This window comes from Pseudomonas sp. WS 5027 (genome assembly GCF_012985695.1).
Lineage (GTDB): Bacteria > Pseudomonadota > Gammaproteobacteria > Pseudomonadales > Pseudomonadaceae > Aquipseudomonas > Aquipseudomonas hygromyciniae.
In genome coordinates this window covers 118,453-142,027 of the sequence record NZ_JAAQWU010000007.1, presented here as the reverse complement: position 1 = coordinate 142,027, position 23,575 = coordinate 118,453, and the positions used below count along the sequence as shown (strand labels likewise).

General features: G+C 61.6%; 19 protein-coding genes. 14 read left to right on the top strand and 5 right to left on the bottom strand.

Going from position 1 to position 23,575, the window contains the following annotated elements; translation table 11 throughout:
• Nucleotides 1-26: 26 nt before the first annotated feature.
• Nucleotides 27-911, bottom strand: a complete 885-nt coding sequence (locus tag HBO09_RS11330) for a TIGR02285 family protein (protein ID WP_169997330.1) — start codon at nucleotides 909-911, stop codon at nucleotides 27-29.
• Nucleotides 912-936: 25 nt separating this feature from the next.
• A complete protein-coding gene (locus HBO09_RS11325; RefSeq protein WP_169997332.1) occupies nucleotides 937-2,136 on the bottom strand; it encodes a CaiB/BaiF CoA-transferase family protein in 1,200 nt (399 codons plus the stop codon).
• Nucleotides 2,137-2,283: 147 nt separating this feature from the next.
• On the opposite strand from HBO09_RS11325, the gene HBO09_RS11320 reads away from it, so the two are divergent.
• From HBO09_RS11320 to HBO09_RS11310, 3 genes are all read left to right on the top strand, one after another.
• Complete coding sequence (locus HBO09_RS11320; RefSeq protein WP_017736762.1) at nucleotides 2,284-2,826, top strand: YaeQ family protein; 543 nt, start codon at nucleotides 2,284-2,286, stop codon at nucleotides 2,824-2,826.
• A 161-nt stretch (nucleotides 2,827-2,987) separates the two neighbouring features.
• The gene (gene recJ / locus HBO09_RS11315) at nucleotides 2,988-4,697 is read left to right on the top strand and encodes a single-stranded-DNA-specific exonuclease RecJ (RefSeq protein WP_169997335.1); all 1,710 of its coding nucleotides are present in this window, start codon (nucleotides 2,988-2,990) and stop codon (nucleotides 4,695-4,697) included.
• A gap of 170 nt (nucleotides 4,698-4,867) precedes the next feature.
• Nucleotides 4,868-5,974 (top strand): NADH:flavin oxidoreductase/NADH oxidase, encoded by a 1,107-nt coding sequence (locus HBO09_RS11310; protein ID WP_169997337.1) that lies wholly within the window; start codon nucleotides 4,868-4,870, stop codon nucleotides 5,972-5,974.
• 82 nt (nucleotides 5,975-6,056) lie between these two features.
• Here HBO09_RS11310 and HBO09_RS11305 read toward each other — a convergent pair whose 3' ends face one another.
• Both HBO09_RS11305 and HBO09_RS11300 read right to left on the bottom strand, forming a co-directional pair.
• Nucleotides 6,057-7,235: a DUF418 domain-containing protein gene (locus tag HBO09_RS11305; protein ID WP_169997339.1), complete on the bottom strand. Its 1,179-nt coding sequence runs from the start codon at nucleotides 7,233-7,235 to the stop codon at nucleotides 6,057-6,059.
• A gap of 2 nt (nucleotides 7,236-7,237) precedes the next feature.
• On the bottom strand, nucleotides 7,238-7,834 hold the full coding sequence (locus tag HBO09_RS11300; protein WP_169997341.1) for a TetR/AcrR family transcriptional regulator: 597 nt from the start codon (nucleotides 7,832-7,834) through the stop codon (nucleotides 7,238-7,240).
• A 253-nt stretch (nucleotides 7,835-8,087) separates the two neighbouring features.
• On the opposite strand from HBO09_RS11300, the gene HBO09_RS11295 reads away from it, so the two are divergent.
• On the top strand, nucleotides 8,088-8,273 hold the full coding sequence (locus tag HBO09_RS11295; RefSeq protein WP_169997343.1) for a hypothetical protein: 186 nt from the start codon (nucleotides 8,088-8,090) through the stop codon (nucleotides 8,271-8,273).
• Between the two features lie 48 nt (nucleotides 8,274-8,321).
• Here the strand turns inward: HBO09_RS11295 and HBO09_RS11290 are convergent, their stop codons facing one another.
• Nucleotides 8,322-9,947: a glucan biosynthesis protein D gene (locus HBO09_RS11290; RefSeq protein ID WP_169997345.1), complete on the bottom strand. Its 1,626-nt coding sequence runs from the start codon at nucleotides 9,945-9,947 to the stop codon at nucleotides 8,322-8,324.
• Nucleotides 9,948-11,011: 1,064 nt separating this feature from the next.
• Between HBO09_RS11290 and HBO09_RS11285 the strand changes: the two genes are divergently transcribed.
• From HBO09_RS11285 to lysS, 10 genes are all read left to right on the top strand, one after another.
• Entirely contained in the window at nucleotides 11,012-11,722 is a 711-nt protein-coding gene (locus HBO09_RS11285; protein ID WP_038442903.1) for a tellurite resistance TerB family protein, read from the top strand.
• A 147-nt stretch (nucleotides 11,723-11,869) separates the two neighbouring features.
• The gene (locus HBO09_RS11280) at nucleotides 11,870-13,492 is read left to right on the top strand and encodes a methyl-accepting chemotaxis protein (RefSeq protein WP_169996784.1); all 1,623 of its coding nucleotides are present in this window, start codon (nucleotides 11,870-11,872) and stop codon (nucleotides 13,490-13,492) included.
• Nucleotides 13,492-14,013 (top strand): chemotaxis protein CheW, encoded by a 522-nt coding sequence (locus HBO09_RS11275; RefSeq protein WP_169996786.1) that lies wholly within the window; start codon nucleotides 13,492-13,494, stop codon nucleotides 14,011-14,013. Before HBO09_RS11280 ends, HBO09_RS11275 begins: the two co-directional genes overlap by 1 nt.
• Complete coding sequence (locus tag HBO09_RS11270; protein WP_169996788.1) at nucleotides 14,013-15,278, top strand: CheR family methyltransferase; 1,266 nt, start codon at nucleotides 14,013-14,015, stop codon at nucleotides 15,276-15,278. Before HBO09_RS11275 ends, HBO09_RS11270 begins: the two co-directional genes overlap by 1 nt.
• Nucleotides 15,275-15,973: a chemotaxis protein CheW gene (locus HBO09_RS11265; RefSeq protein ID WP_169996790.1), complete on the top strand. Its 699-nt coding sequence runs from the start codon at nucleotides 15,275-15,277 to the stop codon at nucleotides 15,971-15,973. Before HBO09_RS11270 ends, HBO09_RS11265 begins: the two co-directional genes overlap by 4 nt.
• Complete coding sequence (locus tag HBO09_RS11260; RefSeq protein WP_169996792.1) at nucleotides 15,970-18,267, top strand: hybrid sensor histidine kinase/response regulator; 2,298 nt, start codon at nucleotides 15,970-15,972, stop codon at nucleotides 18,265-18,267. Before HBO09_RS11265 ends, HBO09_RS11260 begins: the two co-directional genes overlap by 4 nt.
• A complete protein-coding gene (locus tag HBO09_RS11255; RefSeq protein ID WP_169996794.1) occupies nucleotides 18,264-19,274 on the top strand; it encodes a chemotaxis response regulator protein-glutamate methylesterase in 1,011 nt (336 codons plus the stop codon). The genes HBO09_RS11260 and HBO09_RS11255 overlap by 4 nt, the downstream gene beginning before the upstream one ends.
• A 51-nt stretch (nucleotides 19,275-19,325) precedes the next feature.
• Nucleotides 19,326-20,327 carry a diguanylate cyclase gene (locus tag HBO09_RS11250; protein WP_169996796.1) on the top strand — a complete coding sequence of 334 codons (1,002 nt, stop codon included), beginning with the start codon at nucleotides 19,326-19,328 and terminating at the stop codon, nucleotides 20,325-20,327.
• 457 nt (nucleotides 20,328-20,784) lie between these two features.
• Nucleotides 20,785-21,880, top strand: a protein-coding gene (gene prfB / locus HBO09_RS11245) for a peptide chain release factor 2 (protein WP_115127508.1) whose coding sequence is annotated in 2 segments (ribosomal slippage) — nucleotides 20,785-20,856 and nucleotides 20,858-21,880 — 1,095 coding nt in all. Because the reading frame shifts where the segments join, the coding sequence is not laid out codon by codon here.
• A gap of 93 nt (nucleotides 21,881-21,973) precedes the next feature.
• Nucleotides 21,974-23,473 carry a lysine--tRNA ligase gene (lysS, locus tag HBO09_RS11240; protein ID WP_169996798.1) on the top strand — a complete coding sequence of 500 codons (1,500 nt, stop codon included), beginning with the start codon at nucleotides 21,974-21,976 and terminating at the stop codon, nucleotides 23,471-23,473.
• Nucleotides 23,474-23,575: the final 102 nt, after the last annotated feature.

Below are 23,575 nucleotides of genomic sequence, written 5' to 3'. Positions count from 1 at the left end.
CGGGGTTTCTTTTTGCCCGGGATTTATCAAGGCAGCGGCGCGTCGCTGAAAAACCTCGGGTTGTCCTTGAGGTATTGCTCGCGCGTCAGCGGGTCCAGCCTGTTGGCATAGGACTCAAGTAGCGTCTCCTGGGGGATATTCTGCAACGCGCGGTTGATATGGCTGATGGCCTGGCGTCCCAGCGGGGTGTTCGAGCAACCGATATGGATCCGCTGATAGTGCGTCGTGCCCTTGATCGGATAGAACAACAGGTCTTGCGGATCAATACCCTGTTGCGCTGCCTGGTAGCGGATTTCCGTCCAGTAGCCCAACACGGCTTCCAACCGCCCCAGGCGCTGCATCTGCAGCAAACTGCCCAGTGCGTCGTTGCCGTAGTGTGGGGCCAGTTCGAGTGGATCGGCCTGGATCAACTGTTCGTCAATCCCGGGGCCGTAGCTACGCTCGGCGACGATCCCAAGACGTGTCTGTTGCGCATCAAGAAACCGCGCCAGATCGAACTTGCCGTCAACTACATAGCTTGCCAGGGCGTCCTGTCGGTTACGGCGAATCGCGATGCCATTACTCAGCACGGCAAATGCAGGTGTGGAAAAGACAATGCTCTTGGCCCGCGCGGGTGTCCATACCAGCGATGGATCGCAAGTGAAGGAGGGCGCCTGGAGCATTTGCATGCCTCGGGCTCGATTGACGTGCAGGATCTGGTGGCGATACTGCGGCAGGCGCTCGATCAACAGCGGCAGCAGTTTATCGACGCTGCCCTGGCCCTTTTGCGGGCCATCGAAAATGGTCATTGGCGGCAGGTCGCGCACCAGCCAGGTCAACGTTTCCTGTGCCTGGCTCGAGAGCGGCAGCGCCGCGAGCAGCGGGGCGATGAACCATAGGCGCCGCAGCGCCCTGATGAAACGGCCGGCCATTATCTTGAGCGTGCTCCGCGCAGCATCAGATCGCGCCATCCTTGCGTAAACGGGCCACGGCGTCGCTGTCGTAGCCTAGGGATTGCAGAACCACGGCATTGTGCTCGCCCAACTCCGGCCCGACCCACTCACAACTGCCAGGGGTGTCCGAAAGCTTGGGCACGATGCCGGGCATCTTGAAATCCTTGCCGTCGGGCAGTTGTGCCTTAAGGAACATTTCCCGGGCCAGGTATTGCGGGTCGCCAAGCATATCTTCGGCGCTGTAGATCCTGCTGGCAGGCACTTGGGCCAGGTTCAACTGCTCCACCACCTGCTCCAGTGACAAGCTGTTGACCCAGCGGTCGATCACGCCGTAAAGCTCGTCGCGCCGGCTATCGCGGCCATCGTTGCTGGCCAGTTGTGGGTCATTGGCCAGGTCCTCACGACCGACCGTCAGCATGAAGCGCTTGAAGATCGCATCGCCATTGGCGCCAATCTGCACGTGCTTGCCATCGGCGGTGGTATGGATCGATGACGGGGTAATGCCCGGCATGATGTTGCCGGTGCGCTCGCGGATAAACCCGAACACATCGAACTCCGGGATCATGCTTTCCATCATCGCGAAGATCGCTTCATACAACGCCACGTCCACCACCTGGCCGAGGCCGCCGTTGACCTCGCGATGCCGCAAAGCCATCAGTGCGCCAATCACCGCCCACAGCGCGGCGATGGAGTCACCGATGGAAATCCCGGTGCGCACCGGCGGGCGGTCCTCGAAACCGGTGATGTAGCGCAGCCCGCCCATGGACTCACCGACCGCGCCGAAGCCCGGTTGATCCTTCATCGGCCCGGTCTGGCCAAAGCCCGAGAGCCGGACCATCACCAACTTGGGGTTCAGGGCGTGCAGGGTGTCCCAGTCCAGGCCGAGTTTTTCGAGGACGCCGGGGCGGAAGTTCTCGATCAGGATGTCGGCGTCTGCCAGCAGTTGCTTGAGGATCGCCAAGCCGTCCGGGTGCTTGAGGTTCAGGGTCAGGGACTTTTTATTGCGCGCCTGCACAAACCACCACAGCGACGTGCCTTCATACAGCTTGCGCCATTTGCGCAGCGGGTCGCCGCCGTCAGGGGATTCGACCTTGATCACCTCGGCCCCGAACTCGGCGCAGATGCGCGAGGCGAAAGGGCCGGCGATCAGGGTGCCCAGTTCGATGACTTTCAGGCCGGCAAGCGGTTTGGCGGTAAACGACATGAGGATCCTTACTAGTGCAGGAAGGTGTGTATTGCCTTTTAACATAGGCGAGCGGTGCAGGGATAAGGATGATGCAGCGCAGGATTCGTTGAATGACCCCGCCATCGGTTAGACTGGCCGCCTTTTCCTGTCTCTAGAAGTCCGTTCATGGCCCAGCCGTCCACGACCTACAAGTTTGAACTCAACCTGACCGACCTCGATCGTTCGGTGTACGAGAGCGTCAAGCAAACCATCGCCCGTCACCCGTCGGAAACCGAAGAGCGCATGACCGTGCGGTTGCTGGCCTACGCCCTTTGGTACAACGAGCACTTGTCGTTTGGTCGCGGACTGTCAGATGTAGACGAACCAGCCCTGTGGGAAAAAAGCCTGGATGATCGGGTTCTGCACTGGATCGAAGTCGGCCAGCCCGATGCCGACCGCCTGACCTGGTGTTCGCGCCGTACCGAGCGTACCAGTCTGCTGGCCTACGGCAGCCTGCGGGTGTGGGAAGGCAAGGTGGTGCCGGTGGCCAACAACCTGAAAAACGTACACATCGCTGCCGTGCCCCAGGAAGTCCTGGAAACCCTGGCCAAGGACATGCCACGGGTGATCAAGTGGGATGTGATGATCAGCGAAGGCACGATCTTCGTCACCGATGACCGCGGCCAGCACGAAGTGCAACTGCAGTGGCTGGTCGGCGAACGCGGCTAGAACCCAACACCGCCCTCTGTAGGAGCGAGCTTGCTCGCGAAGGGCGTCAACGATAACGCGGGCATCCAGAATGAATACGATGCCTTTGCGTTCTTCGCGAGCAAGCTCGCTCCTACAGGGTGAGCATTTTTATCTACAGCCAGAGAAGCCCCCGTCACCCCATGCGTATCGATCCCCGCCCATTGCCCGCCGTCCTGCCGTTCCTCGGTGAATTGCCACCGTTGCTGACCCGTCTTTACGCCGCCCGTGGCGTGACCTCGCAGGATGAGCTGGATAAGAGCCTGGCGCGTCTGATTCCCTATCAGCAGCTCAAAGGGATTGATGCCGCCGTGGACTTGCTGGTGACGGCCCTGGAACAGCGCCAGCGGATCCTGATCGTCGGCGACTTCGATGCCGATGGCGCCACCGCCAGTACCGTGGGTACCCTCGGCCTGCGCCTGCTCGGGGCCGCCCATGTCGATTACCTAGTGCCCAACCGCTTCGAATACGGCTACGGTCTGACCCCGGAAATCGTTGCCGTGGCCTTGCAACGCGAGCCGCAGTTGCTGATCACCGTGGACAACGGCATCTCCAGTGTCGAAGGCGTGGCGGCGGCGAAGGCTGCGGGGCTCAAGGTGCTGGTCACCGACCACCACTTGCCCGGCGATGAACTGCCGGCGGCCGATGCCATCGTCAACCCGAACCAGCCCGGTTGCGAGTTCCCCAGCAAGGCCCTGGCGGGCGTGGGAGTGATCTTCTACGTACTGATGGCGTTGCGCGCGCGCTTGCGCAGCCTGGGCTGGTACGACAACCAGCCGCAACCCAATATCGGCGAGTTGCTCGACCTGGTGGCCCTGGGCAGTGTGGCCGACGTGGTGCCCCTGGATGCCAATAACCGCATCCTGGTCTACCAGGGCCTGGAGCGGATTCGCGCCGGCCGTGCGCGGCCGGGCATCAAGGCTATCCTCGAAGTGGCCAAGCGTGACCACGCGCGTATCACCTCCACTGACCTGGGTTTTATTCTCGGCCCGCGGCTCAACGCGGCCGGGCGCCTGGATGATATGAGCCTGGGCATCGAATGCCTGCTCACCAGCGACTTCGCCCAGGCCCGGGAAATGGCCGCGCAACTGGATGGCATGAACCAGGACCGCAAGACCATCGAGCAGGGCATGCAGCGCGAAGCCCTGGCCCAGCTCAAGGACTTGCCGGTGGAGTCGATGCCATTCGGCCTGTGCCTGTTCGACCCTGAGTGGCACCAGGGTGTCATCGGCATCCTTGCTTCGCGTATGAAAGAGCGTTATTTCCGCCCGACCATTGCCTTTGCCGATGCCGGTGATGGCCTGCTCAAGGGCTCCGGGCGTTCAGTGCCGGGGTTCCATATCCGCGATGCCCTGGCCGTGGTGGCCAGCCAGCATCCGAACCTGATCGCCAAGTACGGCGGCCACGCCATGGCGGCGGGCTTGACCTTGCCTGAGGCGAACTTCCCGCTGTTCGCCGAAGCCTTCGACGCCGAAGTGCGCCGCCAACTGCGTGAAGAAGACCTCACCGGGCGCCTGCTGTCCGATGGCACCTTGGCGGTGGAAGAGTTCCACCTGGAACTGGCCCGCGCCCTGCGCAATGCCGGGCCCTGGGGCCAGCACTTTCCCGAACCGCTGTTTCACGGGGTGTTTCAGCTGGTGGAGCAACGGGTGGTGGGCGAGCGTCACCTCAAGGTGGTGCTCAAGAGTGAGTGCGGCGCGGTGAAACTCGATGGCATTGCCTTTGGCATCGACCGCGAAGTGTGGCCCAACCCGACCATTCGCTGGGTGGAGCTGGCCTACAAGCTGGACGTCAACGAATTCCGTGGCCAGGAAACCGTGCAATTGATGATTGCCCACATCGAACCGCGCTGAACCCTGTGCAATCCCCGGTTGTCGACTAGTCTCTAAGCACTGTGTGATTGGTCTTGTGACCTTGTCTGTTTTTTAGCCCGAAGGGGACGGGCCTTTCATCTTTTCGTCACGCGCACCGGTCAGACAGAACCCTGGAGCCAATGCCCACCGGATACGAGAAGAGGTGCCCCATGAGTCTGTTGCTTGAACCCTATACCCTGCGCCAATTGACCCTGCTCAACCGCATCGCCGTATCGCCGATGTGCCAGTACTCCGCCGTCGATGGCCTGGCCAATGACTGGCACCTGGTGCACCTGGGCAGCCGCGCCGTCGGCGGCGCTGGCCTGATTTTCAGTGAAGCCACCGCCGTCACCGCGGATGGCCGCATCACCGCCCAGGATCTGGGCCTGTGGAACGATGCCCAGATTGAACCGTTGCAGCGCATCACCCGCTTTATCAGCGCCCAAGGGGCGGTGGCAGGTATTCAACTGGCTCATGCCGGGCGCAAGGCCAGCACCCACCGACCGTGGATCGGCAAGCACGGCAGCGTCAAGCCCGCGGACGGCGGCTGGGTGCCGGTAGGTCCGTCGCCCATCGCCTTCGACCCGCAGCACACCGCGCCCCGGCAATTGGACGAAGGGCAAATCCAGCAGGTGATCGCCGACTTTGTGGCCGCCGCCAAACGCGCCCTGACTGCCGGTTTCAAAGTGGTGGAGATCCATGCCGCCCATGGTTATCTGCTGCATCAGTTTCTTTCGCCCCTGAGCAATCAGCGCCAGGATCAATATGGCGGCTCCTTTGAAAACCGTATTCGCCTGGTATTGCAAGTCACCGAAGCGGTGCGTGAGGTGTGGCCGCAAGAGCTGCCGTTGTTTGTGCGCGTCTCAGCCACCGACTGGGTGGAAGACGGCTGGAACCCGGATGAAACCGTGGAACTGGCGCGCCGCCTCAAAGACCTGGGCGTGGACCTGATCGACGTATCCTCCGGTGGCACTGCGGCCAATGCAGAAATCCCTATCGGGCCCGGTTACCAAACGCGCTTTGCCGAGCGTGTGCGCAAGGAGTCCGGCATGGCCACCGGCACGGTGGGCATGATTACCGAGCCGGCCCAGGCCGAGCATATTCTGCGGACCTGCCAGGCCGATATCATCTTCCTCGCCCGGGAACTGCTGCGTGATCCGTACTGGCCGCTGCACGCCGATGACGACCTGGGCGGGCGCAAGGCGACCTGGCCGGCGCAATACCAGCGGGCGACCCACCGCGACCAGCCGATTCATGAGTCTGACTTGCGCGACTGATTTTTACATTTATCACCCAGACCCACCGCTGATCACGGTGGGTTTTTTCTTGCCTGTGGCCGGGGAGTGGCGATTTTGATGTTTATTCGCTGCGCCGCCAGTTCGGCCAGGCCAGTAACGTCGCGGCGCGCAACAACCACTCGAACGGCCCATAGGGATGGCGGCGAAGCCAGTGGGTGCTCAGCCACATTTGCAGGATAAAAATCGCGGCAGCCATGGGTAAAAGCAACCATGGCTCGACCTGATTGATCCAGCCAGCGCCGTAGCCGGTGAACAACAGCCCGAGCACGATCGATTGCATGAGGTAATTGCTCAAGGCCATCTTGCCCAGCGGCGCCAGGTACGCGCACAGCCTTGCACCGCTGGTGGTGTTGAACAGCGCCAACATCAATAGACAATAGGCGGCTGTCAGCAGTGGTGCCGTCAGTTGGCCGAGGCCGAAGGCAAAGGTTTCCAGGCCGCCGCCTGGTCTGTAAGCGGCGGTAAGGGCGTAGAGCAACGCACCCAGCAGGCCCAGTGGGGCGGTCATTAGCAGCAGGCGTCGGGTGCGGGGTTCCCAGGTCTGTGGCGACGCCAGCCACTGCTGGCGCCCGGCGGCGTAACCGAACAGGAACATCGCCAGGGCGCTGGGTCCTTGCAATAGCCATAACGCCGGCACCGTGGTCCACACCTCCCGGCTATGAAACTGCAAGGTTTGCAGGGCCCCGGCGGAAAATGCCGTGAGTTTTGCCTGGGCCTCGCCCTGGCCAGTGCCGACCCATTCACCCGCCAGCCCCTGCAAGACTCCCAACGCCATCCACAGTGAACAGGCGACCACCACCAGACCGACTGCCCACCGCTGGGCGCGGGCCGCTGACAGGTTACGGGCGGCCAGCAGCACCAGGCCCAGGAGGGCATAAGTGGAGAGAATCTCCCCGTAGTACAACAGGGCACCATGGAGCAGGCCCAATACCAACAGTGCCAGTTGCCGGCGCAGCATGCGTGGGACGAACGCGGCCTCGGCACGCTCGGCGGCGGCCATTTGCAGGGTGAAGCTGTAGCCGAACAGGAAGGAAAACAGCAGGTAGAACTTGGTCTCGAACAACCATGCCACCAGCAGCCGCACCCCGTGATCGAGCGCGCTGGCGTAGGCCGGATTGCTGGAGGTCGAGGCATAAAAGGGATCGGCAAAGGCCCAGATATTCACGCTGAGAATGCCGAGCAAGGCAAACCCGCGCAGCGCATCGACCTGGACCAGGCGCGCATTGGTCGTTGCTGGCATGTTCAACGCCCCTGTAGCAGGTGAACCACCAGGGCCCGTAGGACCGTGGTCTGCTGCTCGGGGTGAAAGTCCGGGTCGACAGCCACGCGGGCGAACATGCCATCGATCAAGGCGGCCAGCCAGTTGGCCGCGTCGGGCACGCTCAACGCGGTGTGTAATTGCCCGGCCTGGTCGGCCGCCTTTACCAGGGCTTCCAAGCCATCACGCAATGAGCGGTCATTGGCCTTCACCAGCCGCGCCACGGCTTCGTCGCGATAACCCAGGGCCGAGATCTCCAGCGCCAGGCCGGCGTAGTGGCGGTCGCAGGCCAATTGGCAGACCTGATCGAGGAAAGCCAGCAACTGCGCCATCGGATCGGCCGTCTTGGCCAACGGCGCCATGGCCTGTTGGATCTCTGCGCCTTCGCGTGCCACCAGCGCCAGCAAGACCTCGTGCTTGCTGGCGAAATAGTGGAACAGATTGCCCGCGCTCATACCGGCCCGGGCACAGATATCCGCGGTGCGCGTGGCGACAAAACCGGCCTCGGCGAAACACTGGGACGCGGCATCCAACAGGGCCATGCGTTTGCTTTCGCGTTGTTGGGGATCAATGGTGCGCATGCCTGTCTCATTAATTAATTGAGTGGTCAGTCAATTTATGAGGCGTAAGAGTTTTCTGCAAGCTTTTTGCTTCGAGAGAAATATTTAAGTGAATACTCTAAAAAAATCTCACAGGCGCCAGGATAGTTTCTACGCTTGAAGTAAGGCGGCTTCTGGCCCAGGAAGTCAGTCTGTTTGCTCGCTGAGGCATTGCACTTCGCGGACAGGGTTATGGGCATTAGGAGTTGTTGTTTATTACACGGAGAAACATTCCATGGCCAAGTCCATTGGTGTAACAGAGGTTCTGACGCTTTTTTTCAGCCGCAGGCTGTCATTGCATGGCCGCCGATTGAGCTCGGATGAGACTCAACTGCTGGAGCAGTACCGCGCCTTGACCGAAAACGATCAAGTTGCAATGCGCTATCTGATTGGCGCGATGAAGAGCATTTCACGCTTTTGACCCGGCCAGGGCGTTCCCACGCTACTCAGCGCGTGGGAACGTTTGGCATCAGCTGTACTTGCGCTTGTCCGGTGCGGGCGGGAAGTACTGGTACAACCAGGTTTCACTCAAGGTCCGGTCATTGGTGCGAATGAACAGGCGCATTTCCACCGGTTCTACGCTATCGCTGGTCGGGTACCAGTCGAAGAGGATGCGATAGCCCTTGATGTCATCGAGCACCAGCACGCTGAAATCTTTCACTTCGCCATGGGAGCACGTGACCACCGGCTCGATCCCGGTGCCTTCGGGCAGACGGTCGAGGCCGCCGCCCTTGAAGTCCACGGCAAACCGGCGCGCCCAGACCGGCGGGTAATGCTCACCCGGTGCCCAGCCTTCGGTGAAACCGCCCATGCCGGAACGGGTCGCGTTGACCTGCGCCAGCGGCGTGCTGACCGGGGGCAGGGCGCTCCAGTAGAGCTTGTAGCCAAAGTTCAGGGAGTCGCCGGCGGCCACCGGTTTCTTTGGGGTCCAGAAGGCGACGATGTTGTCCATGGTCTCGCCGGTGGTAGGAATTTCCAGCAGGTCGACAGAGCCTTCGCCCCACGCGGTGGTCGGTTCTACCCACAGGCTCGGGCGCTTGCTGTACCAGTCGACGGTGTCCTGGTAGCTGGCGAACTCATGGTCGGTCTGCACCAGGCCGAAACCTTTTGGGTCTTTATCGGCGAAGGCATTGAATTGCAGCTTTGCCGGGTTGTTCAGCGGGCGGCAGATCCACTCGCCGTTGCCGCGCCACATCGCCAGGCGATCGGAATCGTGGATCTGTGGGTGAATGGTGTCGCACATGCGCCGCTCATGGGTGCCGCAACTGAACATGCTGGTCATGGGCGCGATGCCCATCTGCTGGATCGCGGTCCGCGCGTTGATATGGGCGTCGATGGCCATCACCACCTGGGTGGCCTGGCAATCGATGTCGAAGCGGTAGGCGCCGGTGGCGCTCGGTGAGTCGAGCAGGGCGTAGACCACGAAGCGGGTGCTGTCCTTGTCCGGCGTCTCGAACCAGAACTGGGTGAAGTCGGGGAATTCTTCGCGTTTGCTGGCGTAGGTATCGATGGCCAGGCCGCGCGCCGAAAGGCCGTATTGGCCGGTGTTATCCACCGCTCGGAAATAGCTGGCGCCGAGAAAAGACACCACATCGTGGCGGTCCAGTTCCGGGGCCTTGAACAGCTTGAACCCGGAAAAGCCCAGGTCGCCCTTGAGCTGCTGGGTATCGACCGTGGTTTTTTCATAGTTGAACAGCGATGGACGGAAATGCACCTCCCGCGCCTGACGGGTCTTGGGGTCGACACTGTGCATGCGCACCGGGGTCTTGAAGCCCATGCCGACGTGAAAAAACTGCACGTCCAGTTGGCCTTTGAGGTCTTTCCACAGCGAATGATTGCCGTCGTAGCCAATGGCATTGAAATTCTGCGGGGTCATGGTCGCCAGGGTCGGCGGCAGTACCTGGCGGGTGTCCTGATACTGTTTGCCGGCCAATTGCTTGGCTTGCAGCTTGAGCCAGTCGAAGTCGAACGCCTTGGCGTCGCCATCGGCTGCACGATTCCCGGCCCAGGCTTGAGCGGCCAGCAGGCCACTGGCCGACAGTCCGGTATAGGCCGCGATGGCCATGGACGCTTTGAGCAAATTCCTGCGGTGCATAAATACAACCTGTGGTGAGCAATCCCGTGCCGTTCCTGGCGCGTGCTGGATCAGAAATAACGGTTCGGACATGCCTTCGGCCAAACGCAACGGACATTAAACAGATGCCGAATAGCTTAAGGGGTTCGGTGGGGAAGGAAAATTGATTGATAGCGGGATGATGGCGTTGCATGTGAAACAAGACGTGTCTGCAGGGGGGTGTTGTGTACATATCCGTTGCTGCGGTCACGGCGGCTATGGGTTCCGCCCTTACGGCGGGTCACTTTGGAAAAGCCCCAAAGTAACCAAAGGGCTCTTGCCCCACCACTCGGTGCCTCGCCTAGGCTCGGCATGCCCGCAGTCAGGCATTGCTCCGTGGGCCCGCCGCGATCGGCCATCCATGGCCGTGTCGCGGCTACCCCGGCATCCTGCCGGGGTGCCCACTGCGCAATACCTGCCTGCGGCCATCGTGGTTTAACGGGGCGCCCAAGATCAAAAGCCAGATCAAAAGCAGAGCAACAGTGCGAAGCTGCTTTCCCCTGTGGGAGCGGGCTTGCTCGCGAATGCGGAGTGTCAGTCAATGCATTTATCAACTGACAGACTGCATTCGCGAGCAAGCCCGCTCCCACAAGGATACGCGCACGCTTCGACGATCAGGTCGGCTGTCAGGCCGCCTCGTTTTGCTTGTGATTTTGATCTTAGGCGCCCCGTTAAACCACGCTGGCCGTAATCCGATATTGGTTTGGGGGGTAAACCGGCAGGACGCCGGTTTAGCCGCGCTGGGCCATGGATGGCCCATCGCGGCGGCCCCCCAAATCAATGTCGGATTACGGGCATGCCGAGCCTAAGCGAGGCACCGAGTGGTGGGGCAAGAGCCCTTTGGTTACTTTGGGGCTTTTCCAAAGTGACCCGCCGTCAGGGCGGAACCCTAAGTGGCCGTTACCGCAGCAACGGATATGTACCCAACCCCAACCCCAACCCCAGTTGAGTTACATCTGGAAGCACTCTATATCCAGGATTATTGGCACTTAGTTTTACGCTGACAGCCTATTAAACCTATGAACCCAAGTTTCTGGAGGCTATGAATGAATACCCGTGGATTGCTTGATCAGTTGCTCAAGTCCGGCCAGGACATGCTGCAAAACAAGGCGGGCGGTCAACGTAAAGGCGATGACAAAGGCGCACTGGGCGGTCTGCTCGGCGGTGGCGGGCTCGGCAGCCTGTTGGGCGGCGCGGGAGGCGGGGCATTGGCTGCCGGGGCCATGGGCTTGCTGCTGGGCAACAAAAAAGCCCGCAATTTTGGCGGTAAAGCCCTCACCTATGGCGGTCTTGCAGCATTAGGCGTCATTGCCTACAAGGCCTACGGCAACTGGCAAGCACAACAGGCCGGTGCGCCTAAAGGCGAGCCACAGACCCTCGACCGCCTGCCGCCAGCCCAGGTCGAGCTGCATAGCCAGGCCATTCTCAAGGCCCTGGTGGCCGCCGCCAAGGCCGATGGCCATGTGGACGAGCGCGAGCGCGCCTTGATCGAAGGTGAATTCGTCAAGCTGGACAACGACCAGGAGCTGCAACGCTGGCTGCATGCCGAGCTCAACAAACCCCTGGACCCCGCCGATGTAGCCCGCGCCGCCAGCACCCCGGAAATGGCTGCCGAAATGTACATCGCCAGCGTCATGCTGGTGGACGAGGAAAACTTCATGGAGAAGTCCTACCTCGACGAACTGGCCCGCCAGCTCAAGTTGGAACCGGGTCTGAAGAGTGAACTGGAAAAACAGGTACGCCAAGCCACGCTCTGACCCACCCCGCACAAAAAAACACCCCGCCGCCGGACAGGTTGCGGGGTGTTTTTGTATTCCTTGAGACTTGGGCCACAACCCATTGATAAATGATGGCACGGCCTCAGCTATACTCCCCGGCATTTGATCGGCCCTCGAGGAAATACTGTGAAGAACTGGACCTTGCGCCAACGCATATTGGCGAGCTTTGCGGTCATTATCGCCATCATGCTGCTGATGGTTGTGGTCTCGTATTCACGGTTGCTGAAGATCGAAGCGAGCGAAAACTCGGTGCGCGACGACGCCGTGCCGGGGGTGTTTTTCAGCTCGATGATCCGCAGCGCCTGGGTCGACAGCTACCTGCAGACCCAGGAATTGATCGGTTTGCGCGAGCATCAGGGCATTTCCGATGCTGACCGACAGGATTACAAGTCGTTCGAAGCACGCCTTGAGCAGCACATGGCCAGTTATGCCAATACGATCAATATCGACCAGGATCGTAGCGAGTTCGACGCCTTCGAAGCCCTGCACCAGAAGTACAACCGAGTGCTGGCCCAGGTCCTGGAATTGCACCAGGCCAATAAGGAAGCCGAGGCCGTCAAGATGTTCGACGAGCAACTGACTCCGGCCTGGATTGCAGGGCGCATGAAGCTCAACGACATCATCAATGAGAACAAACAGGTCGCAGACAGGGCCACTGCCGCCATCGATGACGCCGTAGCTGCCGCAAAAATCAGCATGGGCGTGTCGCTGCTCCTCGCGATCCTCGCCGCCGGCCTGTGCGGGCTGCTGCTGATGCGCGCGATCATGGCGCCGATGAAGCGTATCGTCGATATCCTCGAAACCATGCGCACTGGTGATTTGAGCAAGCGCCTGAACCTGGAGCGCAAGGACGAGTTCGGTGCCGTCGAAACCGGCTTCAACGACATGATGACCGAGCTGACCGCCCTGGTATCCCAGGCCCAGCGGTCGTCGGTGCAGGTCACCACGTCGGTGACCGAGATTGCCGCCACCTCCAAGCAGCAGCAGGCCACCGCCACTGAAACCGCCGCCACGACCACCGAAATCGGCGCCACTTCGCGGGAAATCGCTGCCACGTCCAAGGACCTGGTGCGCACCATGACCGAGGTGTCCACCGCCGCCGACCAGGCCTCGGTGGCCGCCGGCTCTGGCCAGCAAGGCCTGGCTCGCATGGAAGAAACCATGCATTCGGTGATGGGCGCCGCCGATCTGGTGAACGCCAAGTTGGCGATCCTCAACGAGAAGGCCGGCAACATCAACCAGGTGGTGGTGACGATCGTCAAGGTGGCCGACCAGACCAACTTGCTGTCCCTCAATGCCGCCATCGAGGCCGAGAAAGCCGGTGAATACGGACGCGGCTTTGCCGTGGTGGCCACCGAAGTACGACGCTTGGCTGACCAGACCGCCGTGGCCACCTACGATATCGAGCAGATGGTGCGCGAGATCCAGTCAGCTGTATCGGCCGGGGTGATGGGCATGGATAAGTTCTCCGAAGAGGTCCGTCGCGGCATGTTCGAGGTGCAGCAAGTGGGCGAGCAACTGTCACAGATCATCCACCAGGTCCAGGCCTTGGCGCCGCGGGTGCTGATGGTCAACGAGGGCATGCAGGCCCAGGCCACGGGTGCCGAGCAGATCAACCATGCCTTGGTACAGTTGGGCGATGCCAGCAGCCAGACCGTGGAATCCCTGCGCCAGGCCAGCTTTGCCATTGATGAATTGAGCCAGGTTGCGGTGGGTCTGCGCAGCGGCGTGTCGCGTTTCAAAGTCTGATGAGTGATCCGGCGGCGAAACGCGGCGTGGTGACGGCAGCCAGAAAAGCCTTGTTCCTGGTGTTTCATATCGGCAGCGAGCGCTATGCCCTCAAGGCCACGGAAGTGGCCGAGGTGTTGCCGCGCCTGCCGCTCAAGCCCATCGCCCACGCGCCGGTGTGGGTCGCCGGAATCTTTGCCCATCGCGGCAATATGGTGCCGGTGATCGACCTCAGTGCCCTGACCTTTGGTACGCCGGCCCAGGCCCGCACCAGTACACGGCTGGTACTGGTCAACTATCGGCCAGAGGCTTGGCTGGAATCGCGCTGGCTGGGGCTGATCCTCGAACAGGCGACTGATACCCTGCGCTGCGATCCGGCGGACTTTCAACCCTATGGCCTGGACAATCGCCAAGCGCCGTATCTGGGCCCGGTGCGCGAAGACGAGCAAGGCCTGACACAGTGGATCGGCGTTGCCGACCTGCTCACCGCCGAGGTCCGTGCCTTGCTGTTTGCCCCCGACCCGACAGTTGGGGAGGTGTGATGAGCAATGATCAACGCTTTTTCGACTTCCTCAAGGAACGAATCGGCCTGGATGTCGCCTCGGTGGGCGAAGCGATTATCGAGCGCGCCGTGCGTCAGCGCAGCCAGGCGCTGCAGGGGCTGAATGCCGATCAATACTGGCAGCGCCTGCAAACCAGCAGCGAGGAACAACGGGCGCTGATCGAAGCGGTCATCGTCCCCGAAACCTGGTTTTTCCGTTATCCCGAATCCTTTGCCACCCTGGCGCGGCTGGCTGTGACGCGGCTGGGCGAGATCAAGCATATGCGCGCCCTGCGCATCCTCAGCCTGCCATGCTCCACCGGTGAGGAGCCTTACTCCATCGCCATGGCCTTGATCGATGCGGGCCTTTTGCCTCACCAGTTCAAGGTGCAAGGCATGGACGTCAGTCCATTGTCGGTGGAGCGGGCGCGGCGCGGGGTGTATGGCAAAAATTCCTTCCGTGGCCAGGACATTGCGTTTCGTGAGCGGCATTTCAGCGCCGAAAATGATGGCTACCGCGTCTGCGACCGGGTGCGTGAACAGGTGCGTCTGCAAGTGGGCAACCTGCTCGATCCTCAGCTGCTGGCCAACGAGCCGACCTATGATTTTGTGTTTTGCCGCAACCTGCTGATTTACTTCGACCAGCCGACCCAGAAGCAGGTATTTGAAGTGCTCAAGGGTCTGACCCATGTCGACGGCGTGCTGTTTATCGGCCCGGCCGAAGGCAGCCTGCTGGGACGCCTGGGCATGCGCTCGATTGGTGTGCCGCAGTCATTTGCCTTCAGTCGGCATGCCGAACCCATTCCCGAGCCGGTCCATGCCCCAATACCGCCTCCGGTGCCCCAGCGCAGCGCAGCGCCGATTCCGAGCAAGCCCCGGCCATTCAGTGCGTTCGCGGCGCCGGTGGTGCCGATCAAGCCTGCGCCCGTGCACTCGGATGCTGCGCAGCTGCTCGGTCAGATCGCGACCCTGGCCAATGAAGGTAAAAGCCTTGAGGCCCGCGCTGCCTGCGAGCGTTACCTGCAAAACCATCCACCGGCGGCCCAGGTGTTCTACTGGCTGGGCTTGCTCAGTGACGTGGCGGGTAGCGCCCTCGAAGCCCAGGGGTATTATCGAAAAGCCTTGTACCTGGAACCCCAGCATCCGCAGGCCTTGATGCACCTGGCCGCGCTGCTGGAATCCCAGGGCGATACGGCGGGGGCGCGGCGCTTGCAAGCCCGTGCTGCCCGCAGCGAGCGAGCCGCTGACAGTGAGCGTAAACGATGAGTAGCTCTGCATCCCCGGACACCGACCTGGACCTGACGGTCGCCGATACCCAGGCTATCGATGATTGCTGGAACCGCATTGGCATCCACGGCGATAAATCCTGCCCGTTGCTGGCCGAGCATATCCACTGCCGCAATTGCGCGGTGTATTCCACAGCCGCCACCCGCCTGCTGGATCGTTATGCCTTGGCCCAGGAAGACCATCGTCATGACGCCGCCGCGCAGGCCGATGATGAGGTCGCCACCCGTTCATTGCTGATGTTCCGCCTGGGCGAGGAGTGGCTGGGCATCGCCACCCGTTGCCTGGTGGAAGTCGCGCCCCTGCAACCGATCCATTCCTTGCCCCACCAGCGTTCCCGGGCGCTGCTCGGGGTGGCCAATGTGCGCGGTGCGCTGGTGGCCTGCCTGTCTCTGGTGGAACTGCTGGGGCTCGACAGCAGCACCGGCGGCCCCAGCGGCGGGCGGATCATGCCGCGCATGTTGATCATCGCCGCGCAGGATGGCCCGGTGGTGGTGCCGGTGGATGAAGTGGATGGCATTCACGCCATCGATGAGCGCACCCTCAAGGCGGCATCTGCCTCCGGCACCCAGGCCAGTGCGCGCTACACCCAAGGTGTGTTGCAGTTCAAGGGCCGCAGCCTGCGCTGGCTGGACGAGGCGCAACTGTTGTCTGCCGTGACCCGGAGCCTGTCATGACCCCCGATCAGATGCGCGACGCCTCGCTGCTGGAACTGTTCAGCCTGGAAGCCGATGCCCAGACCCAGGTGCTTAGCGCCGGCTTGCTGGCCCTGGAGCGCAACCCGACCCAGGCCGACCAGCTTGAAGCCTGCATGCGCGCGGCGCATTCGCTCAAGGGCGCGGCGCGGATTGTCGGGGTCGACGCTGGCGTCAGCGTCGCCCACGTGATGGAAGATTGCCTGGTCAGCGCCCAGGAAAGCCGGCTGTACCTGCAACCTGAGCATATCGACGCGTTGTTGCAGGGCACTGACCTGCTGATGCGCATCGCCACGCCGGGCAACACCGTGGGCCCGGCCAATATCGAGGGGTATGTGGCGCTGATGGAGCGCTTGCTGGACCCCTCGCAACCCACGGCCAAGGTGGTTGCACCGCCGCCGGTGCCCGAGCCGCTTGCGCCGCCGCTGCCGTCCCTTGAAGAGTCGCTGCTATTGCCCCCGGAACCAGAGGCCGCGCCGCCCCTGGGCAGTGAAGCGCCGCGTCAGAACAAACGCATGACCGAAGGCGGCGAACGCGTCCTGCGGGTCACGGCCGAGCGCTTGAACAGCCTGTTGGACCTGTCCAGCAAGTCCCTGGTGGAAACTCAGCGGCTCAAGCCATACCTGTCCAGCCTGCAACGCCTCAAGCGCATTCAAAGTAACGGCGCCCGGGCCTTGGACAACCTCGATGGCCAGCTCAAGACCGTCGACCTGAGCCTCGAAGCCCAGGAAGCCCTGGGCGATGCCCGCCGCCTGCTGGGCGAAGCGCAGTTACTGCTGGCAGAAAAGACCGCCGAGCTCGATGAATTCGGCTGGCAAGCCGGCCAGCGTGCCCAGGTGCTGTATGACACGGCGCTGGCGTGTCGCATGCGCCCGTTTGCCGATGTGCTGGCGGGGCAGGCGCGCATGGTGCGTGACCTGGGCCGCAGCCTGGGCAAGCAGGTACGCCTGGAAATCGAAGGCGAAAAGACCCAGGTTGACCGCGATGTGCTGGAAAAGCTTGAAGCGCCGTTGACCCATTTGCTGCGCAATGCCGTCGATCACGGCATCGAAATGCCCGAGCAGCGTCTGCTGGCGGGCAAGCCGGCCGAGGGCCTGATCCGCCTGCGCGCCTCGCACCAGGCTGGCTTGCTGGTGCTGGAGTTGAGCGATGACGGTAACGGCGTTGATCTGGAGCGCCTGCGCGCCAGTATTGTCGAGCGCAATCTGTCTCCGCTGGAAACCGCGTTACGCCTGAGCGAAGAGGAACTGCTGACCTTCCTGTTCCTGCCGGGCTTCAGCCTGCGCGACAAGGTGACCGAAGTCTCCGGGCGCGGCGTAGGCTTGGATGCAGTGCAACACATGGTCCGCCAATTGCGCGGCGCGGTGGTGCTGGAACAGACGGCGGGGCAGGGCAGCCGCTTTCATCTGGAAGTGCCGCTGACCCTGTCGGTGGTGCGCAGCCTGGTGGTGGAAGTCGGCGAAGAAGCCTACGCCTTCCCCTTGGCCCATATCGAACGCATGTGCGACCTTTCGCCCGACGAAATCGTGCAACTGGAAGGCCGCCAGCATTTCTGGCACGAGGGCCGGCATGTCGGCCTGGTCGCGGCCAGCCAGCTGTTGCAGCGCCCGCCCGGGCAGACCAGCCAGGACACCCTCAAGGTTGTGGTGATCCGTGAGCGCGAAGCGGTGTACGGGATTGCCGTGGAACGCTTTATCGGCGAGCGCACCCTGGTGGTGTTGCCGCTCGATGATCGTCTGGGCAAGGTGCAGGACATTTCTGCCGGCGCGCTGCTCGATGATGGTTCGGTGGTGCTGATCGTCGATGTCGAGGACATGCTGCGCTCGGTGGACAAGTTGCTCAACACCGGCCGCCTGGAGCGCATTGCCCGGCGCGCCCAGCAAACCGTCGAGGCCGCGCGCAAGCGCATCCTGGTGGTGGATGACTCACTTACCGTGCGCGAACTGCAACGCAAGCTATTACTTAATCGTGGATATGACGTGGCGGTCGCCGTTGATGGCATGGACGGCTGGAATGCTCTGCGCTCCGAAGATTTCGACCTGCTGATCACTGACATTGATATGCCTCGCATGGACGGTATTGAATTGGTCACACTTTTGCGCCGTGACACTCGCCTGCAGTCGCTGCCGGTGATGGTGGTGTCCTACAAGGATCGCGAAGAAGACCGGCGTCGTGGCCTGGATGCCGGCGCGGACTATTACCTGGCCAAGGCCAGTTTCCATGACGACGCCCTGCTCGATGCAGTGGTGGAACTGATTGGAGGGGCCCGGGCATGAAGATCGCCATCGTCAATGACATGCCCCTGGCAGTCGAGGCATTGCGCCGGGCCTTGAGCCTCGAGCCGGCCCATGAGGTGGTGTGGGTCGCCACCAATGGCCTGGAAGCCGTGCAGCGCTGCGCCGAGCGGACCCCGGATCTGATTCTGATGGACCTGATCATGCCGGTGATGGATGGCGTCGAGGCGACCCGGCAAATCATGGCCGAGACGCCCTGCGCTATCGTTATTGTTACCGTCGATCGCCAGCAAAATGTCAGCCGCGTCTTCGAAGCCATGGGCCATGGCGCCCTGGATGTGGTGGATACCCCGGCTTTGGGGGTGGGCGATGCCAAGGAGGCGGCCGCGCCCTTGTTGCGCAAGATCCTCAATATTGGCTGGCTGATCGGCCAGCGCGGCAGCCGGGTACGGGCTGAACCGGTGCACGCGCGGGGTACGGGCAAGCGCCTGAATCTGGTGGCGATCGGCTCTTCGGCAGGCGGTCCGGCGGCGCTGGAAATCCTGCTCAAGGGCTTGCCTCGGGACTTTGCGGCAGCCATTGTGCTGGTACAGCATGTGGACCAGGTCTTCGCCGCCGGCATGGCCGAGTGGCTGAGCAGCGCCTCGGGCCTGCCGGTGCGCCTGGCGCGTGAGGGCGAGCCACCGCAAAGTGGCGTGGTATTGCTGGCCGGCACCAATCATCATATCCGGCTGCTGAAAAACGGTACGCTGGCCTACACGGCGGAGCCCGTGAACGAGATTTATCGGCCGTCCATCGACGTGTTTTTCGAGAGCGTCGCCAGCCATTGGAACGGCGATGCCGTCGGCGTCTTGCTGACCGGCATGGGGCGCGACGGAGCCCAGGGACTCAAGTTGATGCGTGACCAGGGCTATCTGACCATCGCTCAGGATCAGCAGAGCTGTGCGGTTTACGGCATGCCCAAAGCGGCAGCGGCGATTGATGCCGCTGTTGAGATTCGCCCATTGGACAGAATTGCGCCACGATTGCTGGAGGTATTCGCAAAATGACCGATATAACTCGCTGTCCTGGCCTGCACGTAGTAATTCAGGTGACCGCAAATGAATGATTTACAGCTCGACGACTTCAAGACCGACGAAAACGCCGCCATGGTGTTGCTGGTGGACGACCAGGCGATGATCGGCGAAGCCGTGCGACGCGGTCTGGCCCATGAGGAAAATATCGACTTCCACTTTTGTGCCGATCCCCACCAGGCCATCTCCCAGGCTATCCGAATCAAGCCGACGGTGATTCTCCAGGACCTAGTCATGCCCGGGCTGGACGGCCTGACCCTGGTACGCGAATACCGTAACCACCCGGCGACCCAGAACATTCCGATCATCGTGCTCTCCACCAAGGAAGACCCGCTGATCAAGAGTGCCGCGTTTGCCGCCGGGGCCAATGACTACCTGGTCAAACTGCCGGACAACATCGAACTGGTGGCGCGTATCCGCTACCACTCACGTTCCTATATGACCCTGCTGCAACGGGACGCGGCCTACCGTGCGCTGCGCGTCAGCCAGCAACAGTTGCTGGACACCAATCTGGTCCTGCAACGCTTGATGAACTCTGATGGTTTGACCGGGCTGTCCAATCGCCGGCACTTCGATGAGTACCTGGAACTGGAGTGGCGGCGTGCCATGCGTGACCAGACCCAGTTGTCGTTGCTGATGATCGACGTGGATTTCTTCAAGACCTACAACGACAGCTTTGGCCACCTGGAAGGTGATGAAGCATTGCGCAAGGTGGCGGCGACTATTCGCGATGCCAGCAGCCGTCCTTCGGACCTGCCGGCGCGCTACGGCGGCGAGGAATTTGCCCTGGTGCTGCCCAATACTTCGCCGGGTGGTGCGCGGTTGGTGGCCGAGAAACTGCGCCAGGCCGTTGCCGCGCTGAAGATCCCGCACATCGCACCTTCTGAAGGGGCGAGCCTGACGATCAGCATTGGCCTGGCGACCATGACGCCACTGCTGGGGACCGATTGCCGGCAGTTGATCTCGGCGGCGGACAAGGGGTTGTACCTGGCCAAGCATAACGGGCGCAACCAGGTCGGGATTGAATAACCCACGGAACACTGCCAAGCCAATGTAGGCGCTGGCTTGCCTGCCGCAACGCCCAAATCCAGGCAGATAGCGCAGTTGTGGCGAGCGGGCTTGTCGGAACGCCGCATCGCCCGCGCTGGGCTGCGAAGCAGCCCTAAACCCGGCCATCGCGGTTTATCTGAAGAAACGCGGCGGGCTTTTTGGGGCTGCTTCGCAGCCCAGCGCGGGGCAAGCCCGCTCGCCACGGGGCGTCAGTTTCTGAAAGCTGTGTAGATACTTATGCTGCGATGGCGTCTCCTCGGTCTACTTGATACACCGAGGCGTCTGCATCGCAGGCAAGCCAGCTCCTGCATTTGATATTTATCGGTCTGTAGATATCACACAAACCCAGCCTTTTCGGCCAAGCGGACTGCCGTTTCCGGCCTTTTGCCGTTATACTCGCCGGCTTTCAAAAGTTCGCCAACGAGTGCTGCCCGCCATGGAAATCAACCCGATCCTTAACACCATCAAGGACCTGTCCGAGCGCTCCGAAACTATTCGGGGGTATCTTTGACTACGATCAAAAGCATGAGCGTCTGACCGAAGTCAATCGCGAGCTTGAAGATCCGGCTGTCTGGAACAAACCTGAATACGCCCAGGAACTGGGCCGCGAGCGCGCTGCGCTGGCGCAGATCGTCGATACCCTCGACGAATTGAACACCGGTCTGGGCGACTGCCGCGACCTGCTGGACATGGCCGTCGAAGAAAACGACGAAGGCGCAGTGGGCGATGTCGTCGCCGAGCTGGCCCGTCTCGAGGAAAACCTCGCCAAACTCGAATTCCGCCGCATGTTCAGCCATGAAATGGACCCGAACAACGCTTACCTGGATATCCAGGCCGGTTCCGGCGGCACCGAAGCCCAGGACTGGGCCAACATCCTGCTGCGCATGTACCTGCGCTGGGCTGACAAACGCGGTTTCGAAGCCACCATCATGGAACTGTCCGCCGGTGAAGTCGCCGGTATCAAGGGCGCGACCGTGCATATCAAGGGCGAATACGCCTTTGGCTGGCTGCGGACCGAGATCGGCGTACACCGTCTCGTGCGCAAGAGTCCGTTTGACTCCGGCAACCGCCGTCATACCTCGTTCTCTGCGGTGTTCGTCTCGCCAGAGATCGACGACAAAGTCGAAATCGAGATCAACCCGGCCGACCTGCGCATCGACACCTACCGCTCCTCCGGTGCCGGTGGCCAGCACGTAAACACCACTGACTCGGCCGTACGTATCACCCACGTACCGACCAACACCGTGGTCAGTTGCCAGAACGAACGTTCCCAGCACGCGAACAAGGACACCGCCATGAAAATGCTGCGGGCCAAGTTGTACGAGCAGGAAATGCAGAAGCGCAACGCCGCTTCCCAGGCGCTGGAAGATACCAAGTCGGATATCGGCTGGGGTCACCAGATCCGTTCGTATGTGCTCGATGCGTCGCGGATCAAGGATCTGCGCACTAACATCGAACGCAGCGACTGCGACAAGGTGCTCGACGGTGATATCGACGAATACCTGGAAGCCAGCCTGAAATCAGGCCTGTAATACGCTGACGAACCGCGATCCCTGTAGGAGCCGGCTTGCCGGCGATCCCCGGCCTGAGCCTGGGACAACGAACCCGATGGAATATTTAAAGACATGAGCGACCAACAACTCGACCAGGCCCTGCAACAGGAAGAAAACTCCCTGATCGCCCTGCGCAAGGAAAAGCTTGCTGCCGAGCGCGCCAAGGGTAATGCCTTCCCCAACGACTTCCGCCGCGAAAACTACTGCGATGCCTTGCAGAAGCAGTACGCGGACAAGACCAAGGAAGAGCTGGCAGAAGCGGCGATCCCGGTCAAGGTGGCAGGTCGCATCATGCTCAACCGTGGCTCGTTCATGGTGATCCAGGACATGACCGGGCGTATCCAGGTCTACGTCAACCGCAAGACGCTCTCGGAAGAAACCCTGGCCTCGGTGAAAACCTGGGACATGGGCGACATCATTGCCGCCGAAGGCACCCTGGCCCGTTCGGGCAAGGGCGACCTCTACGTCGAAATGACCAACGTGCGCCTGCTGACCAAGTCGCTGCGCCCGCTGCCAGACAAGCACCACGGCCTGACCGACACCGAGCAGCGTTATCGCCAGCGCTACGTCGACCTGATCGTCAACGAAGAAGTGCGCCAGACTTTCCGTGTGCGCTCGCAAGTGATCGCGCACATCCGCAGCTTCCTGATGGCGCGTGACTTCCTCGAAGTCGAGACGCCGATGTTGCAGACCATTCCGGGCGGCGCGGCAGCCAAGCCTTTCGAAACCCACCACAATGCCCTGGACATGGAAATGTTCCTGCGTATCGCGCCGGAGCTGTACCTCAAGCGCCTGGTGGTGGGCGGCTTTGAAAAGGTGTTCGAGATCAACCGCAACTTCCGTAACGAAGGTGTCTCGACCCGTCACAACCCAGAATTCACCATGTTGGAGTTCTACCAGGCCTACGCCGACTACGAAGACAACATGGACCTGACCGAAGAACTGTTCCGCGAACTGGCGCAGTTGGTCCTGGGCAGCACCGACGTGCCGTACGGCGACAAGGTGTTCCACTTCGGCGAGCCGTTCGTGCGTCTGTCGGTGTTCGATTCGATCCTCAAGTACAACCCTGAGCTGACCGCTGACGACCTGAACGACATCGACAAGGCCCGCGCCATTGCCAAGAAAGCCGGGGCCAAGGTCCTGGGCTTCGAAGGCCTGGGCAAGCTGCAGGTGATGATTTTCGAGGAGCTGGTGGAGCACAAGCTGGAACAGCCGCACTTCATTACCCAGTACCCGTTCGAAGTGTCGCCGCTGGCCCGTCGCAACGATGACAACCCGAACGTCACCGACCGTTTCGAGCTGTTCATCGGTGGTCGCGAAATCGCCAACGCCTACTCCGAGTTGAATGACGCAGAAGACCAGGCCGAGCGTTTCATGGCCCAGGTGGCCGATAAGGACGCCGGTGACGACGAGGCCATGCACTACGACGCCGATTTCGTGCGGGCGCTGGAGTACGGCATGCCACCAACGGCTGGCGAAGGTATCGGTATCGACCGGCTGGTGATGTTGTTGACCAACTCACCGTCGATCCGCGATGTGATCTTGTTCCCGCACATGCGGCCACAAGCGTAACCTTAGCGAATCCAGAAGCCGCCTTTAATAAGGCGGCTTTTTTGTGTGGCCTGTACTAACGTCAAGCGTACGGCGCCAGACTTTTGTTGAGTAAGAGGACGA

Coding starts and splice junctions, on each gene's coding strand:
- HBO09_RS11275 (WP_169996786.1), top strand. CDS start 13,492: ATGAGTGATCCGGCGGCGAAACGCGGCGTGGTGACGGCAGCCAGAAAA.
- recJ (WP_169997335.1), top strand. CDS start 2,988: ATGCGTATCGATCCCCGCCCATTGCCCGCCGTCCTGCCGTTCCTCGGT.
- HBO09_RS11250 (WP_169996796.1), top strand. CDS start 19,326: ATGAATGATTTACAGCTCGACGACTTCAAGACCGACGAAAACGCCGCC.
- HBO09_RS11260 (WP_169996792.1), top strand. CDS start 15,970: ATGACCCCCGATCAGATGCGCGACGCCTCGCTGCTGGAACTGTTCAGC.
- HBO09_RS11310 (WP_169997337.1), top strand. CDS start 4,868: ATGAGTCTGTTGCTTGAACCCTATACCCTGCGCCAATTGACCCTGCTC.
- HBO09_RS11320 (WP_017736762.1), top strand. CDS start 2,284: ATGGCCCAGCCGTCCACGACCTACAAGTTTGAACTCAACCTGACCGAC.
- HBO09_RS11300 (WP_169997341.1), bottom strand. CDS start 7,834: ATGCGCACCATTGATCCCCAACAACGCGAAAGCAAACGCATGGCCCTG.
- HBO09_RS11255 (WP_169996794.1), top strand. CDS start 18,264: ATGAAGATCGCCATCGTCAATGACATGCCCCTGGCAGTCGAGGCATTG.
- HBO09_RS11325 (WP_169997332.1), bottom strand. CDS start 2,136: ATGTCGTTTACCGCCAAACCGCTTGCCGGCCTGAAAGTCATCGAACTG.
- HBO09_RS11290 (WP_169997345.1), bottom strand. CDS start 9,947: ATGCACCGCAGGAATTTGCTCAAAGCGTCCATGGCCATCGCGGCCTAT.
- HBO09_RS11305 (WP_169997339.1), bottom strand. CDS start 7,235: ATGCCAGCAACGACCAATGCGCGCCTGGTCCAGGTCGATGCGCTGCGC.
- HBO09_RS11270 (WP_169996788.1), top strand. CDS start 14,013: ATGAGCAATGATCAACGCTTTTTCGACTTCCTCAAGGAACGAATCGGC.
- HBO09_RS11285 (WP_038442903.1), top strand. CDS start 11,012: ATGAATACCCGTGGATTGCTTGATCAGTTGCTCAAGTCCGGCCAGGAC.
- HBO09_RS11265 (WP_169996790.1), top strand. CDS start 15,275: ATGAGTAGCTCTGCATCCCCGGACACCGACCTGGACCTGACGGTCGCC.
- HBO09_RS11330 (WP_169997330.1), bottom strand. CDS start 911: ATGGCCGGCCGTTTCATCAGGGCGCTGCGGCGCCTATGGTTCATCGCC.
- HBO09_RS11295 (WP_169997343.1), top strand. CDS start 8,088: ATGGCCAAGTCCATTGGTGTAACAGAGGTTCTGACGCTTTTTTTCAGC.
- lysS (WP_169996798.1), top strand. CDS start 21,974: ATGAGCGACCAACAACTCGACCAGGCCCTGCAACAGGAAGAAAACTCC.